17 protein-coding genes and 1 pseudogene are annotated in these 14,262 nt (G+C 67.6%); 8 read left to right on the top strand and 10 right to left on the bottom strand.

Translation table 11 applies throughout. The features are described 5' to 3' along the window. Positions 1–51 precede the first annotated feature (51 nt). Positions 52–606 (bottom strand): TetR/AcrR family transcriptional regulator, encoded by a 555-nt coding sequence (locus ACQPXM_RS32370; protein WP_432940791.1) that lies wholly within the window; start codon positions 604–606, stop codon positions 52–54. A 247-nt stretch (positions 607–853) separates the two neighbouring features. Here ACQPXM_RS32370 and ACQPXM_RS32365 point away from each other — a divergent pair, with 247 nt between their 5' ends. Both ACQPXM_RS32365 and ACQPXM_RS32360 read left to right on the top strand, forming a co-directional pair. Next, positions 854–1,087, top strand: coding sequence for a dihydrofolate reductase family protein (locus tag ACQPXM_RS32365; RefSeq protein WP_432940788.1), 234 nt, complete (start codon positions 854–856; stop codon positions 1,085–1,087). 159 nt (positions 1,088–1,246) lie between these two features. Continuing rightward, positions 1,247–2,275: a 4-hydroxy-3-methylbut-2-enyl diphosphate reductase gene (locus ACQPXM_RS32360; RefSeq protein ID WP_432940786.1), complete on the top strand. Its 1,029-nt coding sequence runs from the start codon at positions 1,247–1,249 to the stop codon at positions 2,273–2,275. A 6-nt stretch (positions 2,276–2,281) separates the two neighbouring features. Here the strand turns inward: ACQPXM_RS32360 and ACQPXM_RS32355 are convergent, their stop codons facing one another. The 8 genes from ACQPXM_RS32355 to ACQPXM_RS32320 form a co-directional block, all read right to left on the bottom strand. Next, positions 2,282–3,136: a hypothetical protein gene (locus ACQPXM_RS32355; protein WP_432940784.1), complete on the bottom strand. Its 855-nt coding sequence runs from the start codon at positions 3,134–3,136 to the stop codon at positions 2,282–2,284. Beyond that, positions 3,126–3,671: a SigE family RNA polymerase sigma factor gene (locus ACQPXM_RS32350; protein ID WP_432940781.1), complete on the bottom strand. Its 546-nt coding sequence runs from the start codon at positions 3,669–3,671 to the stop codon at positions 3,126–3,128. Before ACQPXM_RS32350 ends, ACQPXM_RS32355 begins: the two co-directional genes overlap by 11 nt. Before the next feature lie 88 nt (positions 3,672–3,759). After that, positions 3,760–4,206 (bottom strand): SRPBCC domain-containing protein, encoded by a 447-nt coding sequence (locus tag ACQPXM_RS32345; RefSeq protein ID WP_432940779.1) that lies wholly within the window; start codon positions 4,204–4,206, stop codon positions 3,760–3,762. After that, a complete protein-coding gene (locus ACQPXM_RS32340) occupies positions 4,203–4,550 on the bottom strand; it encodes an ArsR/SmtB family transcription factor (protein ID WP_432940776.1) in 348 nt (115 codons plus the stop codon). Before ACQPXM_RS32340 ends, ACQPXM_RS32345 begins: the two co-directional genes overlap by 4 nt. Positions 4,551–4,658: 108 nt before the next feature. Next, entirely contained in the window at positions 4,659–5,846 is a 1,188-nt protein-coding gene (locus ACQPXM_RS32335; protein ID WP_432940773.1) for a glycoside hydrolase family 64 protein, read from the bottom strand. A gap of 268 nt (positions 5,847–6,114) precedes the next feature. After that, positions 6,115–6,423 (bottom strand): hypothetical protein, encoded by a 309-nt coding sequence (locus ACQPXM_RS32330; RefSeq protein ID WP_432940770.1) that lies wholly within the window; start codon positions 6,421–6,423, stop codon positions 6,115–6,117. Positions 6,424–6,464: 41 nt separating this feature from the next. Further along, positions 6,465–7,700, bottom strand: coding sequence for a DNA recombination protein RmuC (locus ACQPXM_RS32325; protein ID WP_432940767.1), 1,236 nt, complete (start codon positions 7,698–7,700; stop codon positions 6,465–6,467). A gap of 35 nt (positions 7,701–7,735) precedes the next feature. Further along, the gene (locus ACQPXM_RS32320) at positions 7,736–8,503 is read right to left on the bottom strand and encodes a polysaccharide deacetylase family protein (protein WP_432940764.1); all 768 of its coding nucleotides are present in this window, start codon (positions 8,501–8,503) and stop codon (positions 7,736–7,738) included. A gap of 223 nt (positions 8,504–8,726) precedes the next feature. Between ACQPXM_RS32320 and ACQPXM_RS32315 the strand changes: the two genes are divergently transcribed. From ACQPXM_RS32315 to ACQPXM_RS32295, 5 genes and pseudogenes are all read left to right on the top strand, one after another. After that, positions 8,727–9,257, top strand: coding sequence for a GNAT family N-acetyltransferase (locus tag ACQPXM_RS32315; protein WP_432940761.1), 531 nt, complete (start codon positions 8,727–8,729; stop codon positions 9,255–9,257). A gap of 97 nt (positions 9,258–9,354) precedes the next feature. Beyond that, complete coding sequence (gene ychF / locus ACQPXM_RS32310) at positions 9,355–10,431, top strand: redox-regulated ATPase YchF (protein ID WP_432940758.1); 1,077 nt, start codon at positions 9,355–9,357, stop codon at positions 10,429–10,431. A gap of 7 nt (positions 10,432–10,438) precedes the next feature. Beyond that, positions 10,439–11,145: pseudogene (locus ACQPXM_RS32305) on the top strand (DUF5984 family protein). A gap of 32 nt (positions 11,146–11,177) precedes the next feature. After that, entirely contained in the window at positions 11,178–11,369 is a 192-nt protein-coding gene (locus tag ACQPXM_RS32300; RefSeq protein WP_432940755.1) for a hypothetical protein, read from the top strand. An 8-nt stretch (positions 11,370–11,377) separates the two neighbouring features. Then, complete coding sequence (locus ACQPXM_RS32295) at positions 11,378–12,457, top strand: hypothetical protein (RefSeq protein ID WP_432940752.1); 1,080 nt, start codon at positions 11,378–11,380, stop codon at positions 12,455–12,457. Between the two features lie 9 nt (positions 12,458–12,466). Here the strand turns inward: ACQPXM_RS32295 and ACQPXM_RS32290 are convergent, their stop codons facing one another. Beyond that, a complete protein-coding gene (locus tag ACQPXM_RS32290) occupies positions 12,467–13,147 on the bottom strand; it encodes a DNA alkylation repair protein (protein WP_432940749.1) in 681 nt (226 codons plus the stop codon). Positions 13,148–13,363: 216 nt separating this feature from the next. Between ACQPXM_RS32290 and ACQPXM_RS32285 the strand changes: the two genes are divergently transcribed. Further along, positions 13,364–13,543 carry a DUF5302 domain-containing protein gene (locus ACQPXM_RS32285; RefSeq protein ID WP_077015398.1) on the top strand — a complete coding sequence of 60 codons (180 nt, stop codon included), beginning with the start codon at positions 13,364–13,366 and terminating at the stop codon, positions 13,541–13,543. The last annotated feature ends 719 nt before the right edge of the window (positions 13,544–14,262 follow it).

The following is a 14,262-nucleotide window of genomic DNA, read 5'->3' as shown; positions in this document are numbered from 1 at the left end:
AGACCCTACGGCCCCGCGCCGACAATCCCACGCACCCGTCCCCGGGCTCAGTTAGTGGCCTGGCTGGAGTAATGCGCGGACGACCCGGTCGAGTAACTGGTCGGCTTGCTCGGGCAGGACGGCCGGGAGGGTGAGGTGCTCGAGCATCAGGCCTCCGACGGCGAAGTAGAGCAGCAGGGGATCGCCTGGCAGGCCGTGGGACTGGTGGAGGCGGATGGTCTCCACCAGGTTGGCGCGGACTCGCTCGGTGAGGGCCTGCTGAAGTGCGGGGCGGCGAGTGGCTTCGAGGCGTAGCTCCAGCAGGGCCAGGTAGCCGGTGCGGTCGGCGGCCAAGCGGTGGCGGAGCAGTTGGGCCAGCGCGGTGAGGAACTCGGCCGACGGCGGCTGATCGAGGTCGGCGGCGTCCGGGCCGAGGCGGTCGTGGATGCGCAGACCGGCCTGGGTGAGCAGGTCGTCGCGGTTGGCGAAGTAGTTGGACGCGGTCCCGTTCGGTACGCCGGCCGCGGTGTCGACCGCGCGGAACGTGAGCCCGCGCGCGCCTTCGGCGGCCAGGACCTCGATGGCCCCGTCGATCAGGGCGGTACGGCGTTCCGGGTTGGTGCGCATCGGTGTTGCCTCCTTAACCACTACACCTAGAGTACTACTGGCAGAGTGGTTTCAGAGGAAGCGAGATCCGTGGCTGGACGCGGAGAACCGGGTCTTCGACACCGTCGCTGATGGGCCGGCGGACCTGGGAGGCCGGCCGCGACACCGGCACGACCAATCCGTATCCCCGCCTGCACGGCTACGTCTTCTCCACGACGAAAGCCCCGACCCGGCGGTGAATTTCGTCGCCGACGATCCGCTCGCGACGATGCGAAAGCTCAAGCAGGACGACGGTCTGGGCCTCTGGCTGTGCGACGGCGGGAAGCTCGCGGCAACGCTGTGGCCCGAGATCGACCGCCTGGTGGTGAAGGTCAACCCGGTCGTGATCGGTGCCGGAGTCAAGCTTTTCCACACCAGCCAGTTCGACGTCCGGCGGCTGCGGCTGACCGATCACCAGGTCTACGCCTGCGGCGTCGCCGTCCTGACCTACCGCAAGGCCTGAAATACCTTTGCGCAAACAGTTTTCCGGCTCGCATCCTGGGGGCAGTTGAATCACCTCCTAGGGGAGCCGCCCGGACAGGGCAGGCGGCTCCTCGACTTCCTTGCCCGCGAGCGTGAGCTGCGCCACGGGCGTCCGGGTCGCTGCGGTGCGCCCCGTACGATGGGGTGCGTGACTGCCCAGCCTGAGACCACTGGTTCGACCGCCGTGAAGACGAAGCGGGTGCTGCTCGCCGCGCCGCGGGGGTACTGCGCCGGCGTGGACCGGGCGGTGGTCGCGGTGGAGAAGGCCCTCGACCTGTACGGCCCGCCGGTCTACGTGCGCAAGGAGATCGTGCACAACAAGCACGTCGTCCAGACGCTGCAGGCGCGCGGCGCGATCTTCGTCGACGAGACCGACGAGGTGCCCGAGGGCGAGACGGTGATCTTCTCCGCGCACGGCGTCGCCCCGGTGGTGCACCAGGAGGCGGCCGCGCGGCAGCTCAAGACGATCGACGCGACCTGCCCGCTGGTGACGAAGGTGCACCACGAGGCGAAGCGGTTCGCGGCCACCGACTACGACATCCTGCTGATCGGCCACGAGGGCCACGAAGAGGTCATCGGCACCAGCGGCGAGGCACCGGATCACATCCACCTGGTCGACGGGCCGAGCGACGTACCGAACGTCGAGGTCCGTGACCCCGACAAGGTCGTCTGGCTGTCGCAGACCACGCTGTCGGTGGACGAGACGATGGAGACCGTACGCCGCCTGCGCGAGCGGTTCCCGAACCTGCAGGACCCGCCGAGCGACGACATCTGCTACGCCACCCAGAACCGCCAGGCCGCGGTGAAGAAGCTGGCGCCCGAGGCCGACTTGATGATCGTCGTCGGCTCCCGCAACTCGTCGAACTCGGTCCGCCTGGTCGAGGTCGCCGTCGAGCACGGCGCGAAGGCCGGCTACCTGGTCGACTACGCCGACGAGATCGACGAGGCCTGGCTGGAGGGCGTCGAATCGGTGGGGCTCACCAGCGGCGCGAGCGTGCCGGAGATCCTGGTCCGCGACGTGATCGACTGGCTGGCCGCGCGGGGCTACGGCGAGGTGCAGGAGATCAGCACCGCGGAGGAGAGCCTGGTGTTCGCCCTCCCCCGCGAGCTGCGCACGGACCTCAAGGCCGCCGGCATGGCGACCACAGGGACCTCCGACCACGCCTGAGCGGTACTACGGCTTCGGTGAGGCCGGCGGTGCGGTGACGGTGATGTCCGTCGAGCGGGTGACCTTCTTCGGACCCGTCGGCGTGCAATAGGTGGCGCTGTAGGTGAGCTTGTAGGTCCCCGCCTTGGCGTACCGGTGGTCCAACGGCCGGTTACCGCCGCCACTGACCTTCTTCATGGTGTCGGGCCGGTCCGGTTGCGGGCAGAACACCCCGCCGAACCAGTCGTCCTCCACGTGGGTCCCGTCACCCCACCAGAACTCGGAGTACAGCAGGTTGTCCTGGAACTTGCTGCTGCTGAGCACGCCACCTTCTTCGAACGTCGGTGCCAGAACGCTGCCCGACGCGACGACGATGAGCGAGACTCGCAAGCTGTCCGCGGGATCTGGGTCGGGCTCCGTCAACGTCTCGAAGCGGAACGACAGCTGGTACGGACCGGGCGGGGCGGCGATGCCCGTGGTGGCTGGGGACGTCGGCTTGTCCGTGTTCGACGGCGGGGGCGGCGTCTTGCTCGCCGGTGGGGTGTCGGACTCCTGCCCACCCGGCTCCAGGGTGGTCGCCGATGCTCCGATCGACGTCTTCGTCGGCGTGTGGGTCGGCGTCGCCGTCGGCGGTCCGGTGATGATCGGGGTCGGACCGTTGGGTGTGTGCGTGACCGGCGGTGCGGAGTCGATGCCGGTCAGATTGCCGGCGGCCAGCGCGATCGTGGCGACCGCGGTGGTGGCCAAGCCGGCGACCAGGCCGGTCGTCCGGCGGCGGCGTACGGTCTTGATCCGGGCGAAGACGGCGTCGCTGGGCAGGCCGTCGGGTTCGGGGGCGTCCTGGACGAGGGCCTGGAACTTGGCCTTCAGCTCATCGGTCATAGGTCAGCCCTCCAGTGGGGCGGGGGGCGGGTGTCAGGGGATCGGACTCGTCGAGCAGGTGGTGTTCGCGGAGCTTGGCCAGGCCGCGCGACACGGTGCTCTTCACCGTGCCGACCGAGCAACCCATGATCTTCGCGACCTCGGCGTCGGGCAGATCCTCGAAGAACCGCAGCGCCAGCGCCGCCCGCGTCCGGCGAGGCAGTGTGGCCAGCGCCCGCAGCAGCCGGTCGCGTTCGTCGACGGTGCCGAACTCCGACGGAGCGACCGGTTCGGGCAGCGTTTCGGTCGGGGTCTCGCCCTTCCACTTGCGGCGCCACCACTGCGTGCTGGTGTTCACCATCACCGTGCGGGTGTAGCTCTCCAGGGCGTTGCCGCTGCGCAGCGACTTGCGGTGGAACCACACCTTGGTCAGCGAGGTCTGGACCAGGTCCTCGGCCAGGTGCCACTCGCCGGTGAGCAGGTAGCCGAACCGCTGGAGCGCGGTGAACCGCCCGTTCACGAACTCGGCGAACTCCTCGTCACGCCCTGGATCCATCCCGTTGTCCCCTGCCCCCAGTGGTCGACGCCGGCGGCGCCGACCTGTCAGCAGTGTGATGGCCGGGCGGGTCCGAAAGGTTGAGTGATCACAGGAATTGCTCGAACTGACGCAGAACCACGACCCAGCCGGTGTCGTAGTTCTGGCGCGCCGCGGCGCCGTCCGGGCGGCGTTCCCAGCCGGTGTGGGTGAGTTCGACCTCGGTGTCGCCGCCGCGCGCGGCGAACCGGACCGTGACGTGACCGGCCTGCTTCGGGTCGGTGCCGGGGTGCCAGGTGAAGCTGACCGTGTGCGGCGGATCCCAGTCGGACACCGTGCCCCAGGAGCCGACCGGTCCGCTGGCGTCGTACTCGATGATCTGGCCGCCGACCGCGCCCTCGAGCCGTACGTCGGTCGCCTGCTCGCGGGCGACCGAGTGGGTGGCGAGCGGCCACCACCGGCCCAGCTCCGCCGTGAACAGCGTGAACGCCCGGTCCGGCGTCGTCGGTACGACCACCGTCTTCACCAGCGGCGCGAGTCCTTGCTCGATGCTCATGACTGTCCCCTGTCGTCAGCTTCGGTACGCCGTACGTGGTCGGCGAACGCGTCGAGGGCCTCGGTCCAGAACTGGTCGATCCACTGCCGTACGGCGTCCAGCCCGGCCGGGTCGACCCGGTAGATGTTGCTGGTCCCGCGCGGCTCGTGGTCGACGAGCCCGACCCGGCCGAGCACCTTGAGATGCTGCGAGATCGCCGGTCGGCTGACCGGGATCTGCCCGGCCAGCTTGGTCACCGAGCTCGGCCCGGATCGCCGGAGTGTTTCCAGGATCGTCCGCCGGGTCGGGTCGCCGAGCGCGTCCAGGATCGGAGCGGCTGCCTCGAGTGTTCCGTAAGTCCCCACGAACGGTAAGTTGCCACTAACCAACTGTGGAGTCAAGAGCGGACCCGCACGAAAAGACCCCGGGTCCCGCCGCGGCAGCTGCGTGGGACCCGGGGGAATCGGGGTGGATCAGTTGAACGGATCGAGCGTGATGCCGGCCTGCTGCGGGTTGCCGTCGTGCACCAGCGACTCGTGCGCGCCGACGTCGTCGAAGGCGAAGCCGTACGCCTTGCCGTCGGCCATCTGCTCGTGCACCAGCCGCGAGTAGTGGTTGGTGACGTTGTCGCGGTAGAAGTTCGCGTTGTTCGCGTCCGGCTGGTTGGGGTTGATCAGCAGCGTGGACCGGTTGAAGCCGGCGCACAGCGTGCGCGAGATCGGCCCGCGGACCAGGTCGTTCGGTGCGTCGAGCAAGCCGGCGCAGCCGAAGATGCTGGCCGAGTTCGGCTTCTGGAACGACGTCACCACCTGGCCGGAGGTGTTGGTGAAGTTCATCGTGTTGCCCGAGACCCGGCCGAAGTACTTGATGTTCGGCTGGTCGGTGAACGGCGTCACGGTGAGCGTCTCGTTGCTGTACTTCGACCAGACCCGGTTCACGTAGTCGTCCATCACCGAGCCCGGCAGCGCACCGGTCTCGACGCCGTACGACGGAGCGAGCGCGCGCAGCACCGAGCCGTCCGGAGCCGTCTTGATCAGGTTCGACCAGCCGCCGCCCTGGCCGCGCAGCGCGTTGAAGAAGTTGTTGTACCCACCGGGCTTCAGATGCCCGGTCGTTTTCGTGCCGGCCGCGGACTGCACGCTGACGGCGTACGGCGCGGAGAACATGTCGACCTGCGTGCTGTTGATCCACAGGCCGGAGTCGTTCAGCGTGTACTCGGTCCAGTTGAACAGGATGTTGGCGTTGGGGTCGCTCGGGTTCTGGACCGCGGGCTGCACCAGGCCGCCGGTGGTCAGCTTGAAGACCAGTTTCTGGCCGTAGGAGAAGTAGACCCGGCCGGAGAACTTCGGCATCTGGATCGTGATCGACTGGCCGTTGCCCGGTCCGGGGATCGACGCGTCCGGCGCCGGGGTCGGCGGGTTGCCGCCGGCCGGCCAGGCGTGGAACGCGCCGTTCGCGTCGGCCCAGCCCTGCTGGCCGGTCGCGAGGTTCGTGCCGAGGTTGTAGACGTAGATCGCGTCGCCGCGACCCGAGTTGTTGGTGATCTTCAGCGGAATGGTCGCCGGGACCGCTTCGGCGGGCGCCGAGACGGTGGCGGTGAGTCCGGCCGCGATGGTGGCCGCGGCGGCGAGCACCGCGAGCAGCTTCGGTTTGATGCGCACAACTCCTCCTCAGGTCTGTCCCAGTGCGAGAGAAGGTGGAGCACCGGCCGGTCGGTGGGACGGCTGCGTTACCAGGGCACAGCCGCGCCGGACCACGCGCAGAAACACCGGTGCTCGCAGGCCCGTGCGGTGAGGGACGGTAGACCACCGAACGGGTGAGAGCGCTCTCATCGTTCGACAGCGGTGCAACGATGTCAATGCCGAACCGCAGACAGTTTTCGTTAAGTCAGCACTGACGGCTGATCGCTCGTGACTGTGCGTGTGGGTTCTAGTGGTTCTGCTGCCGCTGTTCGCGGCGCTCCAGATGATGTGCCACGGCCTCGGCCAGCGGGGTGTCCGGCCACTTGCTCCAGCGCTTCGGCCGCTTTCCCTCCGCGCGCACCTGGACTGCCTCGGGATCTGGTGCGCCGACAGCGCCGGCCAGAGCCTTCTGGATCTGGTGACGGTTGGCACGGTTGACCAGCCGCTTGCGGAGCGGGATCGCCTTGCGCGACGACTTGTCGTTCTCGCCGTACAGGTTGCGGCGGTCCTTGGCGTACGAGAGCGCCTTCTTCTCCTGCGGGGTCTTCCGGGTCACCGGCTCAGTGTCCACGGGCAGCTTGCTCGAGCACCACAGAATTAGCCGGTTTGTGAGTCCATGCCTGGCAGGGGTGGTGGGGTGTCGCGACGGGTTCGGTCGACGGGTGGGGTGGGGACCCAGCGGCGGGTGGGGTCGTCGGGGGTGGTCTCATCAAGGGCGAGCAGTTCGGGGGCGGCCAGTGGGCGGACGGAGGCTTCGATGGTCTCCATGGCTTCGAGCTCGGCCTCGGTGACGTGCAGGTCGCGGAGTTTGCGGGCGGTGATGAAGACGCGGCTCTCGAACGAGCCGACGGTCCGGTTGTACGCGTCGACCGCCGAGGTGAGTGACCGGCCGACCCGGCCGAGGTGGTCGCCCATCGTGCTGAGCCGCTCGTACAGCTCGCGGCCGAGCTCGAAGACCTGCTGGGCCGACTCGGTCAGGGCCGACTGGTTCCACGCGTACGCCGCGGCGCGCAAGGTTGCGATCAGGGTCGTCGGCGTCGCCAGGATCACCCGGCGCTCGGCGGCGTACTCGAGCAGGCCGGGCTCGACGTCGAGCGCGGCGGACAGGAAGGACTCGCCGGGCACGAACAGGATGACGAACTCCGGCGTGGACGGCAGGCGCGACCAGTACGCCTTGGCGGAGAGCTGGTCGACATGGGTGCGCAGGTGGCGGGCGTGGGCCCGCAGCCGGTCCTCGCGGAAGTCGGCGTCGTCGCTCTCGGCCGCTTCCAGGAACGCGGCCAGTGGGACCTTCGAGTCGACAACGAGATTCTTGCCCTCGGCAAGTCTGACCACCAGGTCGGGGCGGAGCAGTCCGTCGTCGGTGACGGTCGAGGTCTGCTCGGTGAAGTCGCAGTGCGCGACCATGCCGGCCAGTTCGACGGTACGCCGCAGATGCAGCTCGCCCCACCGGCCACGGACCTGCGGCTTGCGCAGCGCGGTGGACAGCGACGCGGTCTCCCGGCGCAGCGCCTCGCCGCTCATGCGGACCTCGTTGACCTGCTGGTGCAACTGGGACTGCCAGGCCGCGCGGCCCTTCTCCAACTGGCTGAGCTCGGCGTGCAACCGGTCCAGCGCCTCCTTGACGACGGCCTGGCCGGACATCTGCTGACCGACCGAGTGCCGCTCCTGGGTCAGCTCGACCACCCGGTCCTCGGCGGCGTCGCGCTCGGCGGTGATCCGCGCCAGCTCGGCGCCGTCGCGGCCGCGTGACCAGAGCACGCCGAAACCCGCCCCGAGCAACAACCCGATGACGAGGAACAGCAGCACCAAGAGCAACGTCGTACCGGTCATGGCACAGACAGTGACACATGGGTCCGACAGTTTTGTCAGCAGTCCATCGCGGGGAAGCTGTAGCCCTGGGCCTTGAGCAACGGGAGGACCTTGTCCAGCGCCGCGACGGTCTGGGCCCGGTCGCCGCCGCCGTCGTGCAGCAGGACGATGTTGTGGCGGTGCGCGTGGGTCATGATGTTGGTCACGATCGCGTTCACGCCGGGCTTGGCCCAGTCCCGCGGGTCGACGTCCCAAAGGACCTGGGCCATCCCCGCGGCCTTGATCTCCGCGCGCACCTTCGGGTTCGTCGCGCCGTACGGCGGCCGGAAGCACTTGGACTGCGGGCCGTCGAAGATCTCGTGGTGCCGCTTGGCCGCGGACAGCGCGGTCAGTTGCGGGTGGGTGATCGAGTGACTGCCGATGGTGTTGCCATCGGCAAGGATTTGCTCGCGCAGTCCGGGGTGCTCGGCCTGGTTCTGGCCGAGCTGGAAGAAGGTCGCGTGGGCGCCGTGTTTCTTCAGCACCTGCAGGACTTTCGGCGTCCAGACCGGGTCGGGGCCGTCGTCGAAGCTGAAGAACAGCACCTTCTTGTTGCCGGCGACAAGTGCTGCGGTCGGGTCGGCGACCGGCGTACCGGGCGTGTGGTCGACGGTCTTCGGTGTCGTGGTCGGCGTGACGGGCGGTGGCGCCGAACCCGTCGTACTGCTGAAGGCGGCGGTGGGTTTTGGGGCGGCGGAATGTCCCAGCGCTACGGCGAACAGCCCGCCGAGTACCAGTGCGGCGGCAGCGGCGGTGCCGAAAACGGCAGCAAGCTTTCGGGACATGATGCTCCCTCACGGATCAGGCGGATGGTCCCCAGTCGCTCCCCCTCAGGAGCTGTCACCAGGGAGACGCGTCGATCGCCACGGTGGTTGGCGTTCGCCGTGTTGCAAGGAGATCTCGGTCGCTTCCGCGTCAAGCAACAACGGTGTGGTCACGCTTGTCCCGGATCGCTTGCCGCGCCGCTGCTGGGCCGGGTAGATCAACGGTCAAGCGAGGGGAGACGCGATGAACGCCAAGGTGGTCTTCGAGACCGAGCGGCTGGTGGTCCGTGACTGGGCCGAGGCCGACGGTGACCGGGTCTTCGACATCTACCGGCGCTGGGAGGTGTCGCGGTGGCTTGGCGCGACTCCGCGCGCGATGACGGACCGCGACGCGGCGACCCGGACGATCGAACGGTGGAACGCGCGCAACACCGATCCCTTACACGGCGTGTGGGCGGTGGAGGAGAAGGCCACGGGAACGGTTGCGGGGACGGTGCTGCTGGTGCCGCTGCCGGAGCCGTCCGACGGGGTGCCGAGTCGCGGTGAGGTGGAGGTCGGGTGGCACTTCCATCCGGACGCGTGGGGGCGGGGGCTGGCGACCGAGTCGGCGCGGGGTGCGATCGCGCACGGGTTCAAGGCGGGGCTGGGGGAGATCTACGCGGTGGTCCGGCCGGGCAATCAAGCGTCGCTCGCGGTCTGCCGGCGGCTCGGGATGCGGCCGCTCGGGCTGACCAAGCGGTGGTACGACGCGGAGCTGGAGTCGTTCGTGATCTGAGCCACGGCGCGCGGGTACGGCGTACGGGCTTCGCCGGCGGGCGGCGTACCGGCTGTGGATTGGGGTCCGGCGGGGCGGGCGCGTACCCTTGGCGTCCGTGGCACTCACCATCGGAATCGTCGGGCTCCCCAACGCGGGCAAGTCCACGCTCTTCAACGCGCTGACCAAGAACAACGTGCTCGCCGCGAACTACCCGTTCGCGACGATCGAGCCCAACGTCGGCGTGGTGGGGGTGCCGGACGCGCGGCTGGGCAAGCTGGCCGAGATCTTCGGATCGGCCAAGCAGCTGCCCGCCACCGTGCAGTTCGTCGACATCGCCGGCATCGTGCGCGGCGCGTCGGAGGGTGAGGGGCTGGGCAACAAGTTCCTCAGCCACATCCGCGAGTCCGACGCGATCTGCCAGGTCACCCGGGTGTTCCGCGACGACGACGTCACCCACGTCGACGGCAAGGTCTCGCCGGCCGACGACATCTCCACGATCCAGACCGAGCTGATCCTGGCCGACCTGCAGACCGTCGAGAAGGCGATCCCGCGGCTGGAGAAGGAGTCCCGGCTGAAGAAGGAGAGCGTCGCCGTCCTGGAAGCGGTCCGCGAGGCGCAGAAGCACCTCGAGGCCGGTACGCCGATCATCGCGACCGACGTGGACCGCGACGCGATCCGCGAGCTGATGCTGATGACCGCCAAGCCGTACCTGTTCGTCTTCAACTGCGACGCCGACGAGCTGGCCGACGAGTCGCTCAAGCAGCAGATGCGTGACCTGGTCGCGCCGGCCGAGGCGATCTTCCTGGACGCCAAGTTCGAGGCCGAACTGGTCGAGCTCGGCGACGAGGACGAGGCCCGCGAGATGCTCGCCGAGATGGGCGTCGAGGAGCCCGGCCTGGACGTGCTCGCCCGGGTCGGCTTCGAGACCCTCGGCCTGCAGACGTACCTGACCGCGGGCCCCAAGGAGTCCCGCGCCTGGACGATCAAGAAGGGCGCCACCGCCCCCGAGGCCGCCGGCGTCATCCACACCGACTTCCAGCGCGGCTTCATCAAGGCCGAGATCGTCTCCTTCGACGACCTCGTCGAAGCCGGCTCGATGGCCGCCGCCAAGTCCGCCGGCAAGGTCCGAATGGAAGGCAAGGACTACGTGATGGCCGACGGCGACGTGGTCGAGTTCCGCTTCAACGTCTGATCGCTCGTTGATCCGCTTCCGGTTCGAGCTCCGCCCGTTGGCGGAGATCGCACCGTGGGGCGGTGACCAGCCGAGCCTGAGCTGGTTCGGTCTGACCGACGGCTGGTACTGGATCGAGCTGGGTGACGTCAGCCTCCTGCGCTATTGCCTGAGTACCGCGATAAGCGCCCGTACGTCGACTACTACGTCGGCCGCCTGTGGGAAGACTTGCTCGAACTGCTGCCTGCGGTGGCCGAGGACGTGCCCGCAGACCTTGTCGAGCTGCTTGAGTCCGACGTGCCTGACTGGTTGGAGCTCGACGTCGCCGACGCGGTGATCGACGCCTTCGGCACCTGGTATTCAGATCATTTCCTCGACGTCGGCTATCTACGTGACGCGCCCAAAATCCGCTGCTGGCGCCACCGTGACCAGGTCACCATCAGTTGGCAGAACTCCGACGCGAACCTCTTCACCGCACCCCCGACCGGTCAGCTCATGGTCAGTCTGCGCGAGTTCCTCGCTGCCGTTGAAGACTTCCATCGGGCCCTTATTCGTGCAATGGAACGCCGAGTGGCCGAAGTCATCGTTGCCCCGCCATCCGGCGTAAGCACCGACCTCATCCACCTGCGAGCTGAACAAGCCGACCGCGCAACCTGGCTCTCCCGTGCCAAGGCCCGCGAAACAGCGACGGATTGGTCCCCCATCCGCACCGCTGCCGATCGCCTCCGGTCCTGAACTCCTTCGGCGACCTCGTCGAAGCCGGCTCGATGGCCGCCGACAAGTCCGCCGGGGAGGGCCGCATGGGAGGCAAGGACTACGTCATTGCTGATGGCGTGGTCGATTTCGCTTCAACGGCTGGTTCTTCTTTTGAACAAGGGCTGGTTGAGCAGTTGATACTGCGGGACCAGCCTTTCGGTCGTCAGCTCGGCTATGGACATTTTCCTGGATCATGGCAATGATGTGCGCTGTGGGCGACGAGAATCAAAAGCATGTAGAGAAAATTGTGGCGGGCGACTCTTCGGAAACCGTCGACGTCGAGAACGAGAACCTCAACGTCGACGAAGAAGCCGATCCGAGTATCAACTCCATGCTGGACCAGCAGGATCGGGAGGCTGAGCAGTTCGCCATAGCGTTCCTCAAGAAGGTCGTACGACTACGCGGTGTCCGTATCGACCGGGTGCAGTTCCTCAGGGCAGAACTTCACAAACGTGGTGTCGGTGCGGCGGTAATAGATCGGGCAGTCAGGAAGAATCCCGCAGTAGCCGGCATTTCGCCGACCATGCTCGACGACATCGCCCGAAGCGTGATCGAGTTCGAGACCGGGAAATCTACGGCATTGTCGTTTGCCGCCGGCTTGCCTGGCGGGTTCGCGATGATCGGAACGGTGCCTGCTGACATCACTCAGTTCTATGTCCATGCTTTCAGGGTCATGCAGAAGATCGCCTATGTGTACGGTTGGCAGTCTTTCTTGGACGACATCGATGAGATCGACGACGAGTCTTTGGGCATGCTTGCAGCGTTCCTGGGCGTGATGATGGGGGTCGGCAGTGCATCGGTCTCGGTAAGTGTCTTCGCTGCTCAGGTTGCCCGCCCCGCCGTGCAGAGGAAAATCACAGGTGTGGCGCTGACCAAAACCGCCTGGTACGTTCCGATGAAGCAGACTCTGCGGGTTGTCGGAGTGCAAGTCACCAAGCAGAGCTTCGCCAAGACTGTGAGCAAGGTCGTTCCGGTGGTCGGCGGAGTGGTGTCGGGTGGCCTGACCTTCGTTACTCTTCGCATCCAATCGAAACGACTTATGGAGCACCTCAGAGAGCTACCGCCTCCGAATGTCGACGCGGAGGTTTACCTGGCAGCCGTGAAGCAAGCCGATGAATTGGCGCAGGGCAACGCCAAGAGCATAGGTGGCGCGATCGTCGGAACAGCGGGCGCAGTTCGTGCCAATGTGGCGGGGTTGTTCAAGTCGAAAAAGAATGAGGAATCACGCACGGAAGGCTCGCCAAGCGAAGATTCGCCAGGCGATGATGATGTTGTTGACGTGCATGTTTGAGCCTGGGTCTCAGGCTGACGCTGTGTCGTTCTGTCGGCGGACGATCTCGGTGATCCAGGCCGGGGCGTACGGGGACGTGCAGCCTGGGGGAGTTGGGTAGTCCTTGAGGACTTCGAGGCGTTCGCCGATGGCGAGGGCGCGGGCGCGGTGGTCGGGGTGGTCGATGCCGATTTGGGCGAGGGTGTGGTTCATGGCCCATTGCAGGCGGTCGGGGGCGGTCTTCATCTCGGCTTCGATGGTGTCGAGTAGGCCGGAGAGGTCGAGGCCGTCGGGGTTCTTGGTGACGCGTTCGGTGGTGAGGGCCCAGCCGGCGCTGGCGACCACGGGGTCGGGGTCGGCGGACCAGGTCAGGCGGAGGTCTTCGGCGTACGGGCTCTTCTTGACGACGTAGTTCACCAGCCAGTCGTGGACCTTGGGTGCGCGGGCCTCGCGGAGCATGGTGTCCAGCTCGTCGCGTTCGAAGTTCTTGGGGCGGCAGATGAGGAGGGCGAGGAGTCGCGCCGCGGTGTCGCCGGTGTTCCAGAGGTCGCGGGCGAGGTCGTGCTGGGTCTTCAGCCGCTTGGCGATCGCACGCAGCTTGCTGAGGTTCACGCCGTGGTCGTCGCCGTGGCGCTCGTTCACCGCACGAGCCTTGGGGTCTTCGAGTGCGGCGAGTTCGGCCATCAGTTCGGGCACCGTTGTCTCTGTCACCGTCGCCTCCTTGCTCGGGTACGACGGTCAGCCTACGAGTTGGGGGTTCAATTCAGGTCGAACGTGTCTTCGTCGACCAGGCCGGCGATGTAGCAGGAGTTCGTTTTCGTGGCGCGGATGGCGTGATGTCGGGCACCCGCTGATATTGGTTGGCGCGGTGACCGTCACACTTGGTTAGCTAGAGGCGTACGCCTGACGGTTTGTTAAGGAGACGGTATGAGCGACAAGCCCAGCAAGCCGGCGCAGGACGATCTGCAGAAGAAGTTCCGCGAGGCGCTCGCGAAGAAGAACGCCACTCACGAGTCGCACCCGGGCAGTGGCCCGCGGCACGAGGGTGTCGGCGAGGCGCACAACGACAAGCAGAAGCGCCAGTTCCGGCGCAAGTCCGGCAGCTGATTCCGCCGCCCATCCATCCATCTGAGCCCCGGGTTGCCGCCCGGGGCTCGAGTTTTTTCCGGGGCTGGGGGTCGGAACGCCGGCCGGCGAGCACCGGACCCGAGTTGCCGGGAACGCCGATCGCCCGCCGAGCACCGAGCATCGTGCGGCGACCGGCGACCGGCGACCGGCGACCGGCGACCGGCGAGTGGCGAGCGGCAACCGACGCGCGCCGGGACGCCGAGCGCACCCACGCCGGGCTCGTTCGGCCCTCGGGTGCCGGCGCACCCGCCGCGGCTCGACCTCCACCACCGAGCAAGTTGCCGAAACGACCCCGGCACGAGCAAGTCGGAGCGTCGGTCGAATCCGCCGCGACACGTTGGTCAGTGGTGCACGTCGGCCGACGAGCAGAAGGCCACGCGTCGACCGGCGAAAAGGAGACCGAGCTCCGACCGCCGAGCGACCACGCGCCGGAAGAAGGCGGGAGCCGCGACCCCGCCGTCCGAGGGGGTCGCGGCTCCGCGGATCCAGGGGACGACTGATGCCCCCATCGTCGTACCCCGGATCGGTCAGGCGGCCCGGCCGGTCAGCGGGCGGGGATAGGCGAGGGTGGCTTCGATCTCGCCGGACGGGTTGTGGAAGGACGTGGTCACGAGGTTCTCCTGGGCGGGGACCACCTGCGCCCGAGGTGGTCCGACGTGGGCGGGTCGGTGGGCGCTGTTCCATTGACGCCGACTTTT

It is taken from the genome of Kribbella sp. CA-253562, assembly GCF_050942265.1.
Lineage (GTDB): Bacteria > Actinomycetota > Actinomycetes > Propionibacteriales > Kribbellaceae > Kribbella.
The sequence above is the reverse complement of the archived record's forward strand: the minus strand, read 5'-3'. Positions and strand labels throughout refer to the sequence as shown.